This is a genomic window from Gulosibacter sediminis (genome assembly GCF_023370115.1).
GTDB classification, from domain to species: domain Bacteria; phylum Actinomycetota; class Actinomycetes; order Actinomycetales; family Microbacteriaceae; genus Gulosibacter; species Gulosibacter sediminis_A.
On the sequence record NZ_CP097160.1, the window covers coordinates 39,322 to 57,063 of the forward strand.

Below are 17,742 nucleotides of genomic sequence, written 5' to 3' on the forward strand. Positions count from 1 at the left end.
GCCCGGGCCCATGATCAACGGCAACGTTTCGCACTGGTGGACTGATCTGGGCACGCCCGTGCCGCGGCCCGGGGTCGAGGGTGATCTCGACGTCGATGTCGCGATCGTGGGTGGCGGCTACACCGGCCTCTGGACCGCCTACTACCTGAAGCAGGCGAAGCCGGATGCGCGCATCGCGGTGCTCGAGGCGCGCTTCTGCGGGTTTGGGGCGTCGGGTCGCAATGGCGGTTGGCTCACGAACTCGGTCACCGGCGGCATCAACCAGTACGTGTCGACGCACGGGCGCGAGGCGGCGCGCGACTTCCAGCTCGCGATGAACGCGACGGTCGACGAGGTGATTCGCGTCGCGGCCGACGAGGGCATCGACGCCGACATCGTTAAGGGTGGCGATCACGAGGTCGCCTACGCGCCGGCGCAGCTCGCGAGGCTTGAAGGGATGCTCGCCGACGACGAGTCGTGGGACGGCATCGGTGGCTGGCAACGACTCGATGCCGTCGCGGCGAAAGAACGTATCAACGTGGCCGGCACGCTCGGCGCGCTCTGGTCGCCGCACACCGCGCGCATTCACCCCGCGAAGCTCGCGCGCGGACTGAGCGAGGCCGTCGCCAAGCTCGGCGTCGAGATCTACGAGGGCACCCGGGTGGAGGAGATTCGGCCCGGCGAAGCCGTGACCGCTACCGGTACCGTACGCGCCGGCGTCGTGATTCGCGCGACCGAGGGCTTCACCGCAGGGCTGCGCGGCCTGCACCGCGAGTGGCTACCGATGAACTCGTCGCTCATCGCGACCGAGCCGCTCAACGAGGCGCAGTGGCAGCACATCGGGTGGGAGGGCCGCGAGGTGCTCGGCGACTTCGCGCACGTCTACATGTACGCACAGCGCACCGCCGACGACCGCATCGCGTTCGGCGGCCGCGGCGTGCCGTACCGCTGGAACTCGGCGACCGATGACGACGGCCGCACCCAGCCCGTTACCGCTGGCTCGCTTCGTGACTTGCTCGTGCGGTTCTTCCCCGTGCTCGACGGCGTCGACATCGACCACCTCTGGTCGGGGACTCTTGGCGTGCCCCGTGATTGGGCGGCCACCGTTACCTTCGACCCCGCCACAGGCCTTGGCCACGCCGGCGGCTATGTCGGCACCGGTGTCGCCACAACGAACCTCGCGGGCCGCACCCTGCGCGACCTCGTGCTCGGTCGCAACACCGAACTCAACGCGCTGCCCTGGGTCGGCCACCGCGTTCGCCGCTGGGAGCCTGAGCCCCTGCGCTGGATCGCGACCCGCGTCATCTACGGCGCCTACGGCGCCGCCGACTGCGCCGAGTACGGCGGCCGAGCGACCACCTCGCCACTCGCCCGCGTCGCCGACCTTGTGTCAGGGCGTTCGCATTAGCCGATCAGTTCCCAACCAGATTGAGGTTGTTGACGATCAGCACGACGCCGAGGATGCCGACGACCCAGCTCAGCGCCGATTCGCCGTGCTTGAGCATCCAGGCGTTGATGCGATCGAGCAGGCCCTCGACCCGCGAGCCGAGCGCGGCTCGCAGCCCGAACAGCGCGAGGGCGGGCAGCACCATGACGAGGCAGTAGCCGGCGAGCAGCCCGATCGACGTCGCCGGGCTCGCGTCGCTCGATGAGATGAGCCCGATGCCGACGAGGTACGGCAGCATCGTGAGCAGTTCGATGAGTCCGGCCGCGACGGCAACGGTGGCGACCGGCTTGTCGGAGGTGCGCCATTTCCCGAGCTTCGCCATGAGGCCGCCGCCGTTCGCGCGCTTTGCCTTCGCCCCCTTCGAGTCGAGGGCGAAGCTCCAGATGACGAGCGCGATGCCGGTGACGAGCAGCACGAGGTGCCCGGCCGGTGACTCGGCCGCGTCGATAGCGAACGGCAGCAGCCAGCCGGCGCTCCAGAGCAGGCCGAGGCCGATGGCGAAGTAGAACGCGGCGATTGTGAGCAGGTACGTGAACACGCGCCGACCACGCACCCGACCCGGCTCGAGCAGCAGCCAGACGGGAATCGTCAGCGTGCCGTAGCTCAGCGAATCGGCGAGGGCGAGCGCGGGGAGTGCGAGCAGAAGTTCCATGTCTTCAGCGTTGCGGGCGCGCGGGCACCCGCCATCTGGCGCAGGTGAGGTTGCCGCCCCTAACTTTGGTGCCGTACCGTCGGCCGCCGTGCGCCGACATACTGGAGTCATGCTCTCGTTCACGCCGCGCGAACCCCTCGCGATCGCGCTGCGCCGTGACGTACCCTGGTCGGTCGCGGTCGCCGCACTCGGGGTCATCATGCTCGTCGCAGACCCGGGCAGCGGCGTCGTACCGGGGCTCTTCGGCGAGGGTTCGCATCCAGCGCTCTTCCTGGTGCCGCTCGCGATCACGGCCGTGGCCGCCGCATTCACCTCGGCGCTGCCGGTCCCGGCGCTGCTCTTGGCCTGTGTCGGCGTCGCGGTGTCGGGTCTCACGGGCACCCACATCACGGTGCAGCTCGAATGGAGCTCCGCGATCTACGGACTCTGGCGCTACGGCGCGGCGCGTGACCGGCGCATCGGCGTCGGTCTGCTCATCGCCACGAGTGTGATCGTCATCACATGCGTCGCGATCGGTACGCGCAGCATCGACGCGACGACCTCGATGACCCTGCAGGTCATGCTCGTCTGCGCCCTGCCGATGTGGTGGAGCAGCGAACTGCGCGCGGGCGACGAACTCGCCGAAGCCGAGCGGTTACGCGCCGCGGTCGCGGTGCAGGCCGATCGCGAGGCGGTGGCTCGTGACCTCCACGACACCGTCTCGGCCCACCTCTCGGCGATCACGATCTTCTCGGCGGGCGCCCTCGACGGCGCACCCGATGCCGACCGTGACCGCCGCGCGCTCGCGGAGGTGCGCCGCGCATCCCTCGCCGCGCTCGGCGAGATGCGGCAGCTCATCGACGTGCTGCGTAGCGACTCGACGCCCGAGCGGATCGCCGCAACGACCCTGGATGCGGAGGTTGCGAGAGCTCAGCAGGCGGGGCTTGAGATTGAGGTGAGCGGTGAATTGGTGGTTCAGGCTGACGGCGCGCTCGGCGAGGTCGCGCGCGAAGCCCTCGCGAACGCACTGAAGTATGGCGATGGCACGGCCACGCTGCGCCTCGAGACCGACGACGACCGCCTCGCGCTCGAGATCGAAAACCCAATAGCGGATGCACCCCGCGGCGGCTCGAGCGGCCTCGGCCTGGGCCAGATGGCCCGGCGGATGCGCGGCGCGGGCGGCCGGTTCAGCGCGGGCGAGTCGGGGGCAGCGGGCCGCAATGTCTGGCGCGTGCGGGCGGAGGTGCCTCGATGACGCGCGTGCTGCTCGCCGACGATCACGCGGCGATCCGCGCCGGCCTGCGAATGATGCTCGAGGCCGCCGACGACATCGAGGTCGTGGGGGAGGCGTCCGACGGCGCGACCGCAATCGGCAACGCCCGCGCGCTCAAACCGGATGTCGTGCTCATGGATATGCGGATGCCCGGCGTCGACGGCGCCGAGGCGACCCGGGTGCTCGCGGCCGAGGGCACTCGCGTGCTTGTGCTGACGACCTATGACGAGGATGACGTCGTGTTCGCCGCGATCAACGCCGGCGCTGCCGGCTTCCTGCTCAAAACCGCCGAGCCGAGCGAGCTCGTCGACGCGATCCGCCGGGTCGCGCGCGGTCAGGGTGTCGTCGCACCCGAGGTGACGGCGCGCGTGCTGCAGGCGGCGGCGGGCGCACGAAGCGAGAGGCCCGCCGCCGCGCAGGTGCGCGAGGCGGGCCTCACCGAGCGAGAGCTCGAAATACTCGGGGCGATCGGGCGGGGTGCGACGAACGGCGAGATCGCCGCGGAGCTGCACATCACGCTCGGCACGACGAAACAGCACGTTTCGCGCATTCTCGCGAAACTCGGGGTGAGTTCGCGCACGCAGGCCGCCCTGCTCGCGCGCGACGCGGCAGGGTAGACCGCTCGCGAGACCTAGGCGACAGCCTCGCTGCGCAGCACCTCGGCGACGACGTCGAGGCCACGGTTGAGCTCTTCGGCAGAGATCGTGCACGGCGGCACGATGTGGATACGGTTATCGCTCGTGAACGGAATCACGCCACGGGCGACGAGCGCCGCCTTGACGCGGCCCATGTACTCTGCCGCGACGGGGGTGCGCGCCGCCGCGTCCGACACGAGCTCGATCGCCCAGAACACGCCGGTGCCGCGCACCTCGCCGATCACGTCGAGCTCCTCGGCGAGCTCGCGCAGGCGCGGACCGATCACGTCGGTGCCGAGCTCGCGGGCGTGCTCGACGACGCCCTCGTCGCTCATCGTCTCGATGGTCGCCACCGCCGCCGCCGTCGCGAGCGGGTGGCCCGAGTAGGTGAGGCCACCGGGGAAAACGCGCTCGTCGAACGCCGCCGCGATCTCCTTCGAGATGACGACGCCGCCGAGTGGCACGTAGCCCGAGTTGACACCCTTCGCGAAGGTGATGAGGTCGGGCGTGATGCCCTGGGCCTGGAACGCGAACCATTCGCCGGTACGGCCGAAGCCGGCCATGACCTCGTCGGCGATGAGCACGATGCCGTAGCGGTCGGCGAGCTCGCGCACGCCCTGGAGGTAGCCCGCCGGCGGCACCATGATGCCCGCGGTGCCGGGGATCGACTCGAGCAGGATGGCCGCAATCGTGTTCGCACCCTCGTGGCGAATCACCGCGTCGAGGTGCTGCAGGGCACGCTCGCACTCCTGCTCTTCGGTTTCCGCCCAGAACTCGCTGCGGTAGAGGTAGGGGCCGAAGAAGTGCACGTGGCCGGTCGCGTATTCGTTCGGCTGACGGCGCCAGTCGCCAGTCGCGACGATCGCCGCGCCGGTGTTGCCGTGGTAGGAGCGGTAGCGCGAGAGCACCTTGTCGCGGCCGGTGAACTGGCGGGCGAGGCGGATCGCGTTTTCGTTCGCGTCGGCGCCGCCGTTCGTGAAGAAGACGCGGTCCATGTTGTCTGGGGCCAGGCCGAGGATGAGCTCTGCCGCCCGCGCGCGGGTCTGGTTCGCGTGCGCAGGTGCGATGGTGAGCAGCTCATCTGCCTGCTGCTTGATCGCCTTGACGACGCGCGGGTGCTGGTGCCCGAGGTTGGTGAAGACGAGCTGGCTCGAGAGGTCGAGGTACTCGTTGCCATCGAAATCGACCACCGTCGAGCCATGCGCGGTCTTGATCGGCAGCGGGGCAAGCTTGCCCTGGGCCGACCAGGAGTGGAACACGTGCGAGGTGTCGTACTTGGCGACCTCGGCGTTGCTCAGGCTGGTGAGGGTGGTGTCGGTCACGTCGGCTCCTTTGACGGTGGGGTGTGCTGCTCCCAGCATTGTGCCCGTGCTTCCTGGCCGCGAGTGCCGTTCTGTCGAAGGTGCCGGATGTTCGTAGACAGATCCGCACTCGGCGTCGGCTACGCTGGCGGCGTGGTGATGACGCTTCGAACCCTCCTGGCCGACCCGGCGCTTGGCCTGCGCCTCGCGCGGCCGCTTGAGGTGCGCGACGACCAGCTCGACGAGAAAGTGTCGTGGGCGCACTCCTCGAACCTCGAGCATCCCTCGCCCTGGCTCGAGGCCGGGCAGCTGCTGCTCACCGACGGCACGCAGTTCGGCCGCCAGCATGACGCGGCGGCCGAGGCCGAGTACGCGCGCGAGTACGTTCGGCGCCTGCGCGACGCGGGCATCGTCGGGCTCGGCTTCGCGGTGAACGTCGCGCACGCCCGGGTGCCGGCCGAGGTGATTGACGCGACCGTCTATCACGAACTGCCGCTGTTCATCGTGCCCTCGTCGACCCCATTCATCCGCATCTCCCGCACGGTCGCGGACGCCATTGCGGCCGAGCGCAATGAGCGACTCGAGTGGTCGAACCGGGCGCAGCGAGCGATTGCTCGCGCGACACTTCGCCCCGACGGGCTCGCCGCGACGCTGCGCGAGCTCTCCACCCAGCTCGACAGTTGGGTGGCGCTCTACGACGCGCTCGGGCGACGCGTGCAGGTGCAACTTGGTCGCCGGGTGCCGCCCGAACTCGAGGCCGAGCTTGCGGATGCGGTGGCGGGCCAGCTGCGGGGCCGCCGGCGCGCCGCGGCCCGCCTCGCCTCGGCCGAGCACAGCGTGACGCTGCACACGATTGGCCAGCCCGATCGGCTTCGCGGCGTGCTCGCGATCGGTTCTGGTGCGCCACTCGATGCCGCGGGCGCGCAGTTGCTCGCGAGCGTCGTCGGCATCGCCTCGATCGCGATCGAACAGTCGCGCGTGCTCGACAGCGCCCGCCGCAGCCTGCGCACGGGCGTTGCCGAGCTCTACCTCGCCGGGGCGACCGCCGCGGCGGGGGATGCGCTGCGCGATCTCGGCACTTGGGTGCCGGGCGGCCGCGTGCGCGTCATCGTCGCGGGCGGCGTAACCGAGTGGACGCGCGTGCTTGACGAGCTTGAGCTGCTCGCCGCATCCCGCGACCTCACCTTTGCGCGCCATGGTGACGAACTCCTGCTCATCGTGCCCGATGACGCCGAGCTGCCCGAGCCGCTCGTGCGCGAAGAACTCACGGCGGGCGTCTCCACTGCCGTCGACGTTGCCGACATCGCGCAGGGCTATGCGGATGCGCGGCACGCCCTGCAGCGCGCGGCCCGCGTCGGCGAGGTGGTCGAGTTCGACCGGCTCGCCGAGCATGGGCTGCTCGCCTGGCTCGACGCCGAGCAGGGGCAGCTGCTTGCCGCACGGATGCTCGCGGAACTCCGCGCCCGCGACGACGCCGATGAACTCCTTGCCGCGCTGCGCGCCTGGTATGCGCACAACTGTGCATGGGATCCGGCGGCACGCGAGCTCGGCATCCACCGCCACACCTTGCGGGCGCGGGTCGCCGCGGCCGGGGCTGCCACCGGGTACGACCTCGATGACTTCTCGGCCCGCGCGCAACTTTGGATGGCATTGCAACTCGTGCGGTAATCGGGTGCCGGTCGACAAGTTTGATTCGCATTCACGTTGGCGACAGGCGTCGTTTACACGCGGGTAAGCATTGCGTTGCTGGAAAGCACTTCCCTAGCGGGGTTCACGTCATTCCCGGAGGATTCATGTCTGTCATACCTGGTGTACGTCGCTGGCTCGCCGCGCTCGCGGCCACCGCCGTCACCTGTACCGCTCCTGTTCTGCTTGGCGCCCCGGCGGCGCTTGGCGCCTCGGCCGCCATGCCGCTCGCCGTGACCGAGATCGCGCCGGACCACTCCGGCGTCGACAATTTCGAGTTCTTTGAGCTCACAAACTACTCCGACACTGCCGTCGATCTCAGTGGGTGGTCGGTCAAGTACATCTATGGCGACACCGCCGCTGCGGACAACGACGTTGCGCTGACGCTGTCGGGTGACGACCTCACCGTCGCGCCCGGCGAGTCGGTCGTCGTCTGGCTGAAGTACGCGACTGACACGGTGAACAGCGAAAACTTCACCGAGGTCGACTTCCGGGAGAACTGGGGCGACGCGAACAGCAGCTACCGCATCGTGACCGCGACCGGTCAATCGGGGATGGCCAACGGCGGCAACCGTGGCGTACGCCTCGTGTCGCCCGACGGCGTCGACGCGTGGTCGTTCTACCCGTCGGGGAGCGTGAGCACGTCGGGAACGGCCCAGTTCGGCTATGCCGAGTCGGGCTCGGCGCCGCTCGTCGGGTCGAATCAGCCGGCGACCCCCGGTGCGGCCGTTGCTGAGGAAGAGACTCCGGCCCCGACCGAGACCCCCGCCCCCTCCGAGACCCCCGAGCCCTCGCCGACACCGACCGCCACCCCGGGCGCCGATACTGACAAGCCACTGCTCATCACTGAGCTGCTGCCGGACTCGTCGAACGTGGGCGGCGCTGACGCCTTCGAGTTCATCGAAATCACGAACCCGACGAACTCGACGGTGAACCTGCGTGACTACCAGCTCATGTACGGCTACCCCGAGGCTGATCTCTCGGTCAACTCCGACATCCAGTGGGCGCTCGACACACCTGACGCCGAAGTCGCTCCGGGTGCATCGGTCGTGGTGTGGGTGAAGAACGCCCAGAACCAGGAGCTGACGGTGGAGGACTTCAACGCGAAGTTCGGCACGCAGCTCGTCGCTGGTGAGACACTCATCGAAACCCAGTCCGGCGGCATGGCGAATGGCTCGCTGCGTTCGCTCGACATTCGTACGAACACCGGCCACACGATCACGCGGGTCTACTACAACGAGACCGACGCCGACGACACCCAGGCCGACCAGGGCATCCGCTATGGCTCGGGTTCCGACCTCGCGCAGCCGAAGCTGTCGATCGACACCGCGACCCCCGGCTCAACCCAAGCGGATCAGCTGCCCTCGACGCCGGTCGAGGTGTCGGCGGATGCGCAGGCTCCGCAGATCACGGATGCGACGGCCCAGGAGATTGACCCGGCCGCCGACTTCGAGTTCGCGTTCAAGATCAACGACGATGTGCTCGTGCGCACCGTGACGCTGGACATCGCGACGAGCGCCGGTGACACTCGCACCATCAACCTCCAGGTGAGCGAGGACGGCGAGAGCTACTCGTACGCGTACCCGCAAATCGACCTCACCGGCAAGGACTGGCTCGAGTACTCGCTCACCGCCTCTGACGGCACGAACACGACCGAACTGCAGACGACGCGAATCGACGTCAAGCGTGAGGAACAGGGCCCGGTGCGCTCGAACCTCAGCGACGGCAGCTGGGTCTCGGGCACCACACAGATCGTCGGCAGCGCCGAGGCAGGTACGCCCGTGATCGAGTTCGATGGCGAGCAATGCACCTCCGAACCCTCCCTTGAGGCTGCCCCGGTGTTCGCATTCGAGGCGACCGGCGTTGACACGTTCTTCCAGAACGCGATCATGTTCGATGGCGAGCCACTGCACATCTTCGACGACGGCATCTATACCGGCTGGGAGACCATCTCGTCGGAGGTGGCACTCGATGCGTTCGCCCCTGGCGAGACCGTCACCGTCTCGGTCGCGGCAGGCACCAAGGCCCACCCTGGCCCCGACGACCTCGAGAACAACGACGACTTCACGATCCGCGATGTGCGACTCGTGCTGCCCGACGGTCGCACGCTGACACCGACCGGCTACATCGCCGGTACCGACCTGAAGATGGGCGACTCCGCGGGCCTGCTCGACACCTATGACGCCGAATTCGTGATTCCGGAGGATGCGTTCTCGTCGGTCCGCTGCGATGTCGACACCACAAATGTTGCGGATGGCGAGCACTCGGTCACCGTTCGCAGCGGTAACGAATCGCTCGACCTCACCGTGAACGTCGACAACACCGCGCCGACCATTACGACCTCGATTGCCGACGGCGGCGAGCTGCGCGGTGAAACCGAGCTCAACGCCGACATCACCGACGGCGAGGGCCAGGGCGTCGACGATGACTCGGTCACGACGACGCTGGACGGTGAAGAGGTGCAGCTGCCCCTCGCGACCTCTTCAACCAAACTCGCCGCCGGTGAGCACACCCTTGTCGTGACTGCGGCGGACCTCCAGGGCAACAAGTCGGATGTGACCGTGACGTTCACCGTTCCCGAAGAGAACCCGAGCGCTGAGGTCACGAGCTTCCCGACGTGTGACGCGAACGGCGTTATCCAGCTGAGCGACCCAAGCGGCGACGACCTCGACGTGAGCGTGCGGCGCGGCTCGACTGTGCCGGTCGCTGACCTCGAAGTGAGCTCGGGCACGGTGCACGACGGCGCAGCGACCGACCGTGAGGGCACCGCTGTGATTGGTGACGAGCTCGCAACGTTGGCAGCGGCCGACGGTGAAGGCGTCACCGCGACGGGCGTGGATGCGCTGCCGTACCAGCAGTTCACGGCGCCGGTGCCCGAGGGGACCGCTGCCGGTGACGAGGTGCGCGTGAAGTGGGAAGGCGAGGCGAACCCCGGCACGCGAGTGACGCTGTTCGCGCTCTCGACCGCAGGCGAGTGGGTGGAACTCGCCCACCGCATCCTGACCGAGGAGGCCGATGGTTCGGTGTCCTTCTCGGAGGTCGTTGACGCAGGCGACTTCGCGATCGACGGCAAGGTGCAGCTGCTCGTGCAGAACGGCGTGGGCTGGGCTGGCGAAGACCGCTCGGACCGCGACAGCGCCTACACCCCGGTAAACGAGGGCGACACGCCCCGCTCGGCCTACGACGCGACCATCGCGTGGGAGACCGACACCCAGTACTACAACGAGACCGAGTCGTACTACAAGCACCAGGTGAGCCTCCACGACTACCTGCTGCAGCAGCGCGACCCGATGAACATCCAGTACCTCTCGCACACCGGTGACATCGTCAACGTCGCAAGCGAAGCCGAGCAGTGGGAACGGGCCGACGAGGCGTACCAGCGCCTTGATGACGCCGACTTCCCCTACGGTGTGCTGGCGGGCAACCACGATGTTGGCCACAAGGACGACGATTACACGTACTACAGCCAGTGGTTCGGCGCCGACCGGTACAACGACAATGCGTGGTGGGGCGGCGACACGGAAGACAACCGTGGTCACTATGACCTCGTCACCGTCGCCGGTGTTGACTTCATCTACCTCTACATGGGTTGGGGCGCAGGCGACGAGCAGATCGACTGGATGAACGAGGTGCTCGCCCAGTACCCGGAGCGCACCGCGGTAATCAACATGCACGAGTTCCTCACTACGACCGGTGGCCGCGGCGCGATCCCCGAGCGCGTGTACCAGGAAGTCATCGTGCCCAACGAGAACGTCGCGATGGTCCAGTCGGGTCACTACCACGATGCCAACGTGCAGCAGTACCCGATTGATGATGACGGCGACGGCGTGACCGACCGCACCGTGGCTGCCGTGCTGTTCGACTTCCAGGCACTGCCCGAGGGTGGCCAGGGGTACCTGCGCCTGCAGCACCTGGACTCGAGCGCTGGCACGATCACGAACCGTACCTACTCGTACTCGCTTGACGACTACGACACCGACGATGCTGCCATCGAGCTTGAGGCGCAGGAGTTCACGCTGAACTACAGCGACCTCGGCATCGTGGCACACGAGAAGTCGCTCACGACCGACCAGGTGCAGGTTGATGTGCTCACGGACGACGTGGTCGCCGAAGCTCAGGCGGCCTCTGGCTCGCAGGTGGTCGTGTCGCCGGCACAGCTCGCTGACGTTGAGGCCTGGTACTTCGTCGTGACGGATGCGTACGGCGGCGAGTTCCGCTCGGAGGTTCAGGACGGCCTCGAGGGTTGCGCAACGCCGGCCCCGACCGAGTCCCCGGCAGTCACTGAGCCCCCGGCTCCGACTGAGTCGCCAGTCCCGACAGAATCACCGGCTCCGACGGAATCACCGGCTCCGACGGAATCACCGGCTCCGACGGAATCACCGGCTCCGACGGAATCACCGATTCCGACCGAGGCACCGGCACCGATCGAAACGGACGACTCGGATTCCGGTTCCGCGCCGACGGTGACGGCGACGCCACCCGCCGTGGCTGAGGGGGCGTCGGACGAGGGTGATGGCGGTGACAGCGGAGGTGGCCTGGCTTCCACCGGTGCCGAAGGAACGCTGGCGTTCACCGCATTCGCACTGACGGCCATCGCGGCGGGTGGGCTCCTGCTGCGCCGCCGCGGAGCGCAGCGGTAGCTGCACGTCACACAACGACGCGGGGTTCCGTTCACATTGTGAACGGGACCCCGCGTCGTTGTGTGGCTGTAGGAAGAACTAGTCGTTCTGGGGGAAACCGAGGTTGATACCGCCGTGGCTCGGGTCGAGCCAGCGGGTCGTGATCGCCTTCTGGCGGGTGAAGAAGCGCACGCCCTCAGCGCCGTGGGCCTTCGTGTCGCCGAACAGCGACTCCTTCCAACCACCGAACGAGTAGCTCGCGATGGGGACGGGGATCGGCACGTTGACGCCGATCATGCCGACCTCGATCTCGCGCTGGAAGCGTCGGGCCGCGCCGCCATCGTTCGTGAACACGGCGGTGCCGTTGCCGAACGCACCGTTGTTGATGAGGTCGACGCCCTCGTCGAAGGAGGCGACACGCACGATCGAGAGCACGGGGCCGAAGATCTCTTCGGTGTAGACACGCGAGCTCGTGGGCACCTTGTCGATGAGGGTCGGGCCGAGCCAGAAGCCGCCCGCCTCACCGTCAACCTCGATGCCGCGGCCGTCGACGACGACATCGGCGCCGTCTTCAATCGCCACGTCGATGTAACCGGCGACCTTGTCGCGGTGCGCCTGTGTCACGAGCGGGCCCATGTCGCAGCCGCGGCGGCCGTCGCCGACGCGCAGCGTGCCCATGCGCTCGGTGATCTTCTCGATGAGCTCGTCGGCGACCGGCTCGACCGCGACGACGACCGAGATGGCCATGCAGCGTTCGCCCGCCGAGCCGAAGCCGGCGTTGATCGCCGAGTCGGCGACGAGGTCGAGGTCGGCGTCGGGCAGCACGAGCATGTGGTTCTTGGCGCCGCCGAGTGCCTGGACGCGCTTACCGTGCGCGGTGCCGGTCTCGTAGACGTAGCGCGCGATCGGCGTCGAGCCGACGAAGGAGATCGCGTCGACCTGGGGGTGCGTGAGCAGGCCGTCAACCGCGACCTTGTCGCCGTTGAGCACCGTGAAGACGCCGTCGGGGAGGCCCGCTTCCTGCCAGAGCTTTGCGATCCAGATCGCCGCCGAGGGGTCCTTCTCGGAAGGCTTGAGCACGACCGCGTTGCCGGCCGCAATGGCGATGGGGAAGAACCACATCGGCACCATGGCGGGGAAGTTGAAGGGCGAAATGATCGCCGCAACACCCACGGGCTGGTTCACCGAGTGGATGTCGAAACCGGTCGAGATCTGCTCCGAGAAGTGGCCGCGCAGGTGCGCCGTGATGCCGCAGGCGTATTCGACGACCTCCTGGCCGCGCGAGATCTCGCCGAGCGCATCGTCGAGCACCTTGCCGTGCTCGGCGGTGATGAGCTCGGCGAGCTCACCCTTGCGCGAGTCGAGCAGTTCGCGGAACTTGAAGATGACCGAGGTGCGCTTCGCGAGCGACACATCCCGCCACGAACGGTACGCCTCGTGGGCGCTCTTCACGGCGACGTCGACGTCGGTCTGCTCCGCGAGCACGACGCGCTTCGTCTCTTCGCCGAGCGCCGGGTCGAACACGGGGGCGGTGCGGGTGCCTTCGGGGGTGACTTCCTTGCCACCGATCCAGTGCGGAACAACCGGGAGGTTCGTCATGAGAGTCCTTTCATCGGGTCTGTCATGGACGCTACGGCGGCCCGGGCCGCGGCAAACTGTCGGCATTGTCGATTCTTGCGGCGTTGACTGCCAAATTGTCAGCTGGCTCGCCTGGGTGATCTGCTGAGATAGGGGCACACCAGCTTTGAAAGAGTGATACGAGATGTCCAAGATCGCTGAATTGACCTGGCAGCAGCCACTCAACTGGATCGATGGCGAGTACGTGGCCGGCGCTGGCGAACGCCGCGTCGAGGTGAGCGACCCCGCGCTTGACCAGGTCATTGTCGACCAGCCGGAGGCCTCCGCCGAGCAAGTGGATGCGGCCGTTGCGGCTGCGCGTCGCGCCTTTGCCGACTGGTCTCGACGCACGCCCGGGGAGCGCAGTGACCTCATGCACGCCTGGGTGCGCGACCTGCACGAGCACGAGGATGAGCTCGCGCGCTGGGAGTCGCGCCAGTGCGGTAAGCCCCTCAAGCTGACCACGCTCTTCGACGTCGCCGGATCGATCGACAACGTCGCCTTCTACGCGGGCGCGGCCCGCCAGCTCGAGGGCAAGGCGCAGGCCGAGTACTCGGCCGACCACACCTCGTCGATTCGCCGCGAGCCGATCGGTGTCGTGGGGTCGATCGCGCCGTGGAACTACCCACTGCAGATGGCGGCCTGGAAGATCCTGCCCGCCGTCGCGGCCGGCAACACGATCGTGCTCAAGCCCGCTGAGATCACCCCGCTCACCTCGCTGCTGTTTGCCGAGTCGGCGGCCCGCGCGGGCATCCCCGCCGGCGTCATCAACATCGTTACCGGCGGCGGCCGTTCGGTCGGCACGCACCTCACCACGCACACCGACGTGAACATGGTCTCGTTTACCGGATCAACCGAGGTCGGTCGCTCGATCGCGTCGACGATCCCCGGCAAGCGCCTGCACCTCGAACTCGGCGGCAAGGCGCCGTTTGTGGTGTTTGACGACGCCGACCTCGACGCAGCGGCGAACGGCGCGGTGGCCGCATCCTGCATCAACACGGGCCAGGACTGCACGGCGGCGACTCGCGCGTACGTGCACGAGTCGGTGTTCGACGAGTTCGTCGCCAAGACCGCCGCGGTGATCGACACGATCAAGCTCGGCACGCCCGACGATGCGCAAACCGACCTCGGGCCACTCTCCTCGCGCGGCCACCAGCAGAAGGTTGCGGCGATGGTCGAGCGGGCGGCGGATGCTGGCGCCACGATCGTGCGCGGCGGCCACGTACCCGAGGGCGACGGCTACTTCTATGAGCCGACCCTCATCACGGGCGCGACGCAGGACTCTGAGATCGTGCAGAACGAGGTCTTCGGCCCGGTGCTGGTCGTGCTGCCGTTCTCGAGCGACGACGAGGCGATCGAGCTCGCGAACGACACGCCCTACGGCCTCGCCGCATCCGCCTGGACGAGCAACGTGTACCGCGCGAACCGCGCCTCACGCGAGATCGACGCCGGCTGCGTGTGGATCAACGACCACATCCCGATCATCTCCGAGATGCCGCACGGTGGCTACAAGGCCTCTGGCTACGGCAAGGACATGTCGGCGTACTCACTCGAGGAGTACACGAACGTCAAGCACGTGATCCAGGACATCACCGCCGTGGCGAAGAAGGACTGGCACCGCATCATTTTTGCGGGTGAGTAGCCAGCGGTCGCTCACCTTCGACCCATCTTCCGTGGCTACGCTTCGGGGCATGCCTATCGTGAAGATCAATGCCATTGAAGTGCCGGAGCAGGCGGGCCCCGAACTCGAACGCCGCTTTGCCGAGCGTGCCGGCACCGTCGAGAAGTCGCCGGGCTTCCGCGGTTTCCAGCTGCTGCGCCCGACCGCGGGCGAGACGCGCTACTTCGTGGTCACCGAGTGGGAAGACGAGGAGTCGTTCGCCGCGTGGCGCGACGGGGATGCTCGGGCCGCGCACTCGGGCGAGCACGGCAAGCCTGTGGCGAGCGGCGCGAGCCTGTTCGAGTTCGAGGTCGTACTCGATGTCGAGCCCACCCCGTAGGTCTTCTGCGGAGTAATTACTGCACGATCTCGCGCAGCATGGCGCAGTGCTCGCGGTAGTTGTCGAGGGGCGTGATCGTTTCGCCCGCCTTGTACCGCTGCCCGAGCGCCTCCCAGCTCGTGTGCCAGGTCGTCATGGCGAGGTCGGTGATGATGAGCGTCACCGACCTCTTCAGTGAGGGGCAGTGCTCGAGCACGATCGCCTGCAGCACCTTCGACGTGCGCTGCAGCTGCGCCGCCGCCTCCTCGAGCAGGGCGGGCTCGCTCGCGAACATGAGCGCGGTGCGGATCGTGATCTGATTCCGCTCGGCCGACTCGCGGATCTCGGCCTCGAGCATCGCCTCGATCTGCTGGAGCACGCTGCTCGGCGGGCCATCGACCGGCACGAACGCCTCGATGCGGTGCTGAAAGTCGAGCTGACCGGGGATGCCGGCGTGCTCTTTGTTGTCGAAGTAGCGGAAGAACGTGCGGGCCGAGATGCCCGCCGCTTCGGCGATCTCGGCGTTCGTCATGATCCTCAACGAGACGGTGCTCACCGTTGCGCTGCCGTCGCTCATGGCCGACTTCTCGATCTCGTCGCTCACCGCCGGTTGGTTCACCACGGGGTTCCTGCTCACCATGGCCATCTGCGTTCCGCTCATCGGCTACCTGATGCAGCGGTTCAACAGGAAGACGCTCTTCCTCGTCGCCATCGTGCTCTTCGGCATCGGCACCCTTGTCGCGGCGCTCGCGACGAACTTCGAGACGATGCTCATCGCCCGCGTCGTGCAGGCGCTCGGCACCGCGGTGATCATGCCGCTGCTCATGACCACCACCCTGCAGCGCGTTCCGGCTGAGCACCGCGGCTCGATCATGGGCCTCAACACCGTCGTCATCTCGGTCGCCCCGGCGATCGGCCCCACCCTCGCGGGCCTCGTCATCGACGCGTTCACCTGGCACGCGCTGTTCTGGGGCATGGCGATGTTCGCCCTGCTCTCGCTCGTCGGCGGCGTCATTGCGCTGCCCGCCGGTAAGGGCCAACCCGACGGCCGCCTCGACGTCGTGTCAATCCTGCTCTCGGTCGTCGGCTTCGGCGGCTTCGTCTATGGCGTCTCGGGCATCTCGGAGATCGGCAACGGCGACTTCGTGCCGGTCATCGCCCTCGTTGTCGGCCTCTCGGCCCTGAGCGTCTTCGCGATGCGACAGCAATCGCTCGAGCGCCAGCATGCGGCGCCACTGCTCAACCTTGCCCCGCTCAAGGACGGCGTGTTCGTGCGCAGCCTGCTCATTATCGGCATCACCTTCGCCGCGATGCTCGGCTCGGTCGTTGTGCTGCCGGTCTACCTTGAGAATGGGCTCGGCCTGAGCACCGCGGCGGTCGGCCTCTCGCTGCTGCCGGGCGGTCTCACGCAGGCGATCATCGCGCCGATCGCCGGCCGCATCTACGACCGCCAGGGCCCCGCCGTGCTTGTGATTCCCGGCGCGCTCTTGCTCACCGCCGGGCAGTGGGGCCTCGCTACCGTCGGCGCCAGCACCGAGGCGTGGTTCGTCATCCTCTGCCACTGCGTCTTCAGCGCGGGCATGGCCCTCATCATCTCGGCGCTGCTGACGCACTCGCGCGGCTCGCTGCCGCGCGACATGTACGGCCACGGTTCGGCGATCCTCAACACGTGGCAGCAACTCGCCGGCGCCATCGGTACGGCGCTGTTCCTCACCGCGTTCGGTATCGCACAGACTGCCTTCGGCGACGTGGCTGACGCGGGCCGCTACCCGTTCATCATCGGCGGCGTACTTACGCTGATCGCGGTCGGGCTCGCGGTGACGATCCGCAAGCATCCCGAGGCGACGGCCTAGAGCGACTCGACCCAACCGCTCACCGCGGCCGCGAAGCGTTGCGGGTTCGTCTCGTTCCAGAGATGGCCCTCGCCGGGCACAATCTGCAGCTGCGCATCCTGCATCGACTCGACGACCTCACCCGAGCCCTTGTGGTTCGCGCGGTCGTTGCCGCCGACGAGTACAAGGGCGGGGCACTGGATGCGGTAAAGCTCAGGCCGCAGGTCGAGGCCCGACATGCCGTCGAGCACCGACAATAGGTCCTGCTTCGTAATGCCCGAGCCACCCTCCTCGATCGTCGGGCCCGCGAGGTAGCGCTCGGGCAGGGCGCTCGAGATCGTGCGCTGCATCTTCAGCAGCGCCCGGGGCGAGCGCGCGAACGGCGCGGAGAGCACGAGGCCCTTCACCAGCCAGGGCTCGAGCGCGGCGGCGCGGATCGCTATGAGCGCCCCCACCGAGATGCCGACGAGCACGCCCTCCTCGTCGGTGCGGTCGGCGAGGTCGTCGAGCACCCACCGCGCGGCCGCGTCGAGCGAGAAACCGTCGGGTGCCGGCGCGCTGATGCCGGGGATGGTCTGGGCCACCGCATCGATGGATGCGGGGAGCTGCGCGATCACCGGATCCCACACTCGCGGCGACTGCGGTCCGGCATGAATGAATTCGACGCAGGTAGGAGAGGTCATAAGCCCTATTCTTCACGGACTCACCCGGAGAGTAGGCTCACACGGTGAGTGAATTGACGA

General features: G+C 67.9%; 13 protein-coding genes. 8 read left to right on the forward strand and 5 right to left on the reverse strand.

Going from position 1 to position 17,742, the window contains the following annotated elements; genetic code table 11:
• The first annotated feature begins 10 nt into the window (after nt 1-10).
• On the forward strand, nt 11-1,387 hold the full coding sequence (locus M3M28_RS00215) for an NAD(P)/FAD-dependent oxidoreductase (RefSeq protein ID WP_249386854.1): 1,377 nt from the start codon (nt 11-13) through the stop codon (nt 1,385-1,387).
• Nucleotides 1,388-1,391: 4 nt separating this feature from the next.
• Here the strand turns inward: M3M28_RS00215 and M3M28_RS00220 are convergent, their stop codons facing one another.
• Complete coding sequence (locus tag M3M28_RS00220) at nt 1,392-2,078, reverse strand: GAP family protein (RefSeq protein ID WP_249386855.1); 687 nt, start codon at nt 2,076-2,078, stop codon at nt 1,392-1,394.
• Between the two features lie 109 nt (nt 2,079-2,187).
• Between M3M28_RS00220 and M3M28_RS00225 the strand changes: the two genes are divergently transcribed.
• Both M3M28_RS00225 and M3M28_RS00230 read left to right on the forward strand, forming a co-directional pair.
• Nucleotides 2,188-3,312, forward strand: coding sequence for a sensor histidine kinase (locus tag M3M28_RS00225; RefSeq protein ID WP_249386856.1), 1,125 nt, complete (start codon nt 2,188-2,190; stop codon nt 3,310-3,312).
• Nucleotides 3,309-3,947, forward strand: a complete 639-nt coding sequence (locus M3M28_RS00230) for a response regulator (RefSeq protein ID WP_249386857.1) — start codon at nt 3,309-3,311, stop codon at nt 3,945-3,947. The genes M3M28_RS00225 and M3M28_RS00230 overlap by 4 nt, the downstream gene beginning before the upstream one ends.
• A gap of 14 nt (nt 3,948-3,961) precedes the next feature.
• On the opposite strand, the gene M3M28_RS00235 is transcribed toward M3M28_RS00230, so the two are convergent.
• Nucleotides 3,962-5,326, reverse strand: coding sequence for an aspartate aminotransferase family protein (locus tag M3M28_RS00235; RefSeq protein WP_431193851.1), 1,365 nt, complete (start codon nt 5,324-5,326; stop codon nt 3,962-3,964).
• A gap of 99 nt (nt 5,327-5,425) precedes the next feature.
• Between M3M28_RS00235 and M3M28_RS00240 the strand changes: the two genes are divergently transcribed.
• Both M3M28_RS00240 and M3M28_RS00245 read left to right on the forward strand, forming a co-directional pair.
• Nucleotides 5,426-6,934 (forward strand): helix-turn-helix domain-containing protein, encoded by a 1,509-nt coding sequence (locus M3M28_RS00240; RefSeq protein WP_249386859.1) that lies wholly within the window; start codon nt 5,426-5,428, stop codon nt 6,932-6,934.
• Between the two features lie 125 nt (nt 6,935-7,059).
• Nucleotides 7,060-11,592 (forward strand): lamin tail domain-containing protein, encoded by a 4,533-nt coding sequence (locus tag M3M28_RS00245; protein WP_249386860.1) that lies wholly within the window; start codon nt 7,060-7,062, stop codon nt 11,590-11,592.
• Nucleotides 11,593-11,670: 78 nt separating this feature from the next.
• Here M3M28_RS00245 and M3M28_RS00250 read toward each other — a convergent pair whose 3' ends face one another.
• Nucleotides 11,671-13,170, reverse strand: coding sequence for a CoA-acylating methylmalonate-semialdehyde dehydrogenase (locus tag M3M28_RS00250; RefSeq protein ID WP_249386861.1), 1,500 nt, complete (start codon nt 13,168-13,170; stop codon nt 11,671-11,673).
• A gap of 163 nt (nt 13,171-13,333) precedes the next feature.
• Here M3M28_RS00250 and M3M28_RS00255 point away from each other — a divergent pair, with 163 nt between their 5' ends.
• Complete coding sequence (locus tag M3M28_RS00255) at nt 13,334-14,830, forward strand: gamma-aminobutyraldehyde dehydrogenase (RefSeq protein ID WP_249386862.1); 1,497 nt, start codon at nt 13,334-13,336, stop codon at nt 14,828-14,830.
• Nucleotides 14,831-14,879: 49 nt separating this feature from the next.
• The gene (locus M3M28_RS00260; RefSeq protein ID WP_249386863.1) at nt 14,880-15,188 is read left to right on the forward strand and encodes an antibiotic biosynthesis monooxygenase family protein; all 309 of its coding nucleotides are present in this window, start codon (nt 14,880-14,882) and stop codon (nt 15,186-15,188) included.
• A gap of 16 nt (nt 15,189-15,204) precedes the next feature.
• On the opposite strand, the gene M3M28_RS00265 is transcribed toward M3M28_RS00260, so the two are convergent.
• Nucleotides 15,205-15,699 carry a TetR family transcriptional regulator gene (locus tag M3M28_RS00265; protein ID WP_249386864.1) on the reverse strand — a complete coding sequence of 165 codons (495 nt, stop codon included), beginning with the start codon at nt 15,697-15,699 and terminating at the stop codon, nt 15,205-15,207.
• Here M3M28_RS00265 and M3M28_RS00270 point away from each other — a divergent pair.
• Nucleotides 15,665-17,020 carry a DHA2 family efflux MFS transporter permease subunit gene (locus M3M28_RS00270; protein ID WP_249386865.1) on the forward strand — a complete coding sequence of 452 codons (1,356 nt, stop codon included), beginning with the start codon at nt 15,665-15,667 and terminating at the stop codon, nt 17,018-17,020. The two genes, M3M28_RS00265 and M3M28_RS00270, sit on opposite strands and share 35 nt — an antisense overlap.
• Here M3M28_RS00270 and M3M28_RS00275 read toward each other — a convergent pair.
• Nucleotides 17,017-17,682 carry an alpha/beta fold hydrolase gene (locus M3M28_RS00275; RefSeq protein WP_249386866.1) on the reverse strand — a complete coding sequence of 222 codons (666 nt, stop codon included), beginning with the start codon at nt 17,680-17,682 and terminating at the stop codon, nt 17,017-17,019. The two genes, M3M28_RS00270 and M3M28_RS00275, sit on opposite strands and share 4 nt — an antisense overlap.
• Nucleotides 17,683-17,742: the final 60 nt, after the last annotated feature.

Coding starts and splice junctions, on each gene's coding strand:
- M3M28_RS00215 (WP_249386854.1), top strand. CDS start 11: ATGATCAACGGCAACGTTTCGCACTGGTGGACTGATCTGGGCACGCCC.
- M3M28_RS00220 (WP_249386855.1), bottom strand. CDS start 2,078: ATGGAACTTCTGCTCGCACTCCCCGCGCTCGCCCTCGCCGATTCGCTG.
- M3M28_RS00225 (WP_249386856.1), top strand. CDS start 2,188: ATGCTCTCGTTCACGCCGCGCGAACCCCTCGCGATCGCGCTGCGCCGT.
- M3M28_RS00230 (WP_249386857.1), top strand. CDS start 3,309: ATGACGCGCGTGCTGCTCGCCGACGATCACGCGGCGATCCGCGCCGGC.
- M3M28_RS00235 (WP_431193851.1), bottom strand. CDS start 5,326: ATGCTGGGAGCAGCACACCCCACCGTCAAAGGAGCCGACGTGACCGAC.
- M3M28_RS00240 (WP_249386859.1), top strand. CDS start 5,426: ATGACGCTTCGAACCCTCCTGGCCGACCCGGCGCTTGGCCTGCGCCTC.
- M3M28_RS00245 (WP_249386860.1), top strand. CDS start 7,060: ATGTCTGTCATACCTGGTGTACGTCGCTGGCTCGCCGCGCTCGCGGCC.
- M3M28_RS00250 (WP_249386861.1), bottom strand. CDS start 13,170: ATGACGAACCTCCCGGTTGTTCCGCACTGGATCGGTGGCAAGGAAGTC.
- M3M28_RS00255 (WP_249386862.1), top strand. CDS start 13,334: ATGTCCAAGATCGCTGAATTGACCTGGCAGCAGCCACTCAACTGGATC.
- M3M28_RS00260 (WP_249386863.1), top strand. CDS start 14,880: ATGCCTATCGTGAAGATCAATGCCATTGAAGTGCCGGAGCAGGCGGGC.
- M3M28_RS00270 (WP_249386865.1), top strand. CDS start 15,665: ATGCCCGCCGCTTCGGCGATCTCGGCGTTCGTCATGATCCTCAACGAG.
- M3M28_RS00265 (WP_249386864.1), bottom strand. CDS start 15,699: ATGACGAACGCCGAGATCGCCGAAGCGGCGGGCATCTCGGCCCGCACG.
- M3M28_RS00275 (WP_249386866.1), bottom strand. CDS start 17,682: ATGACCTCTCCTACCTGCGTCGAATTCATTCATGCCGGACCGCAGTCG.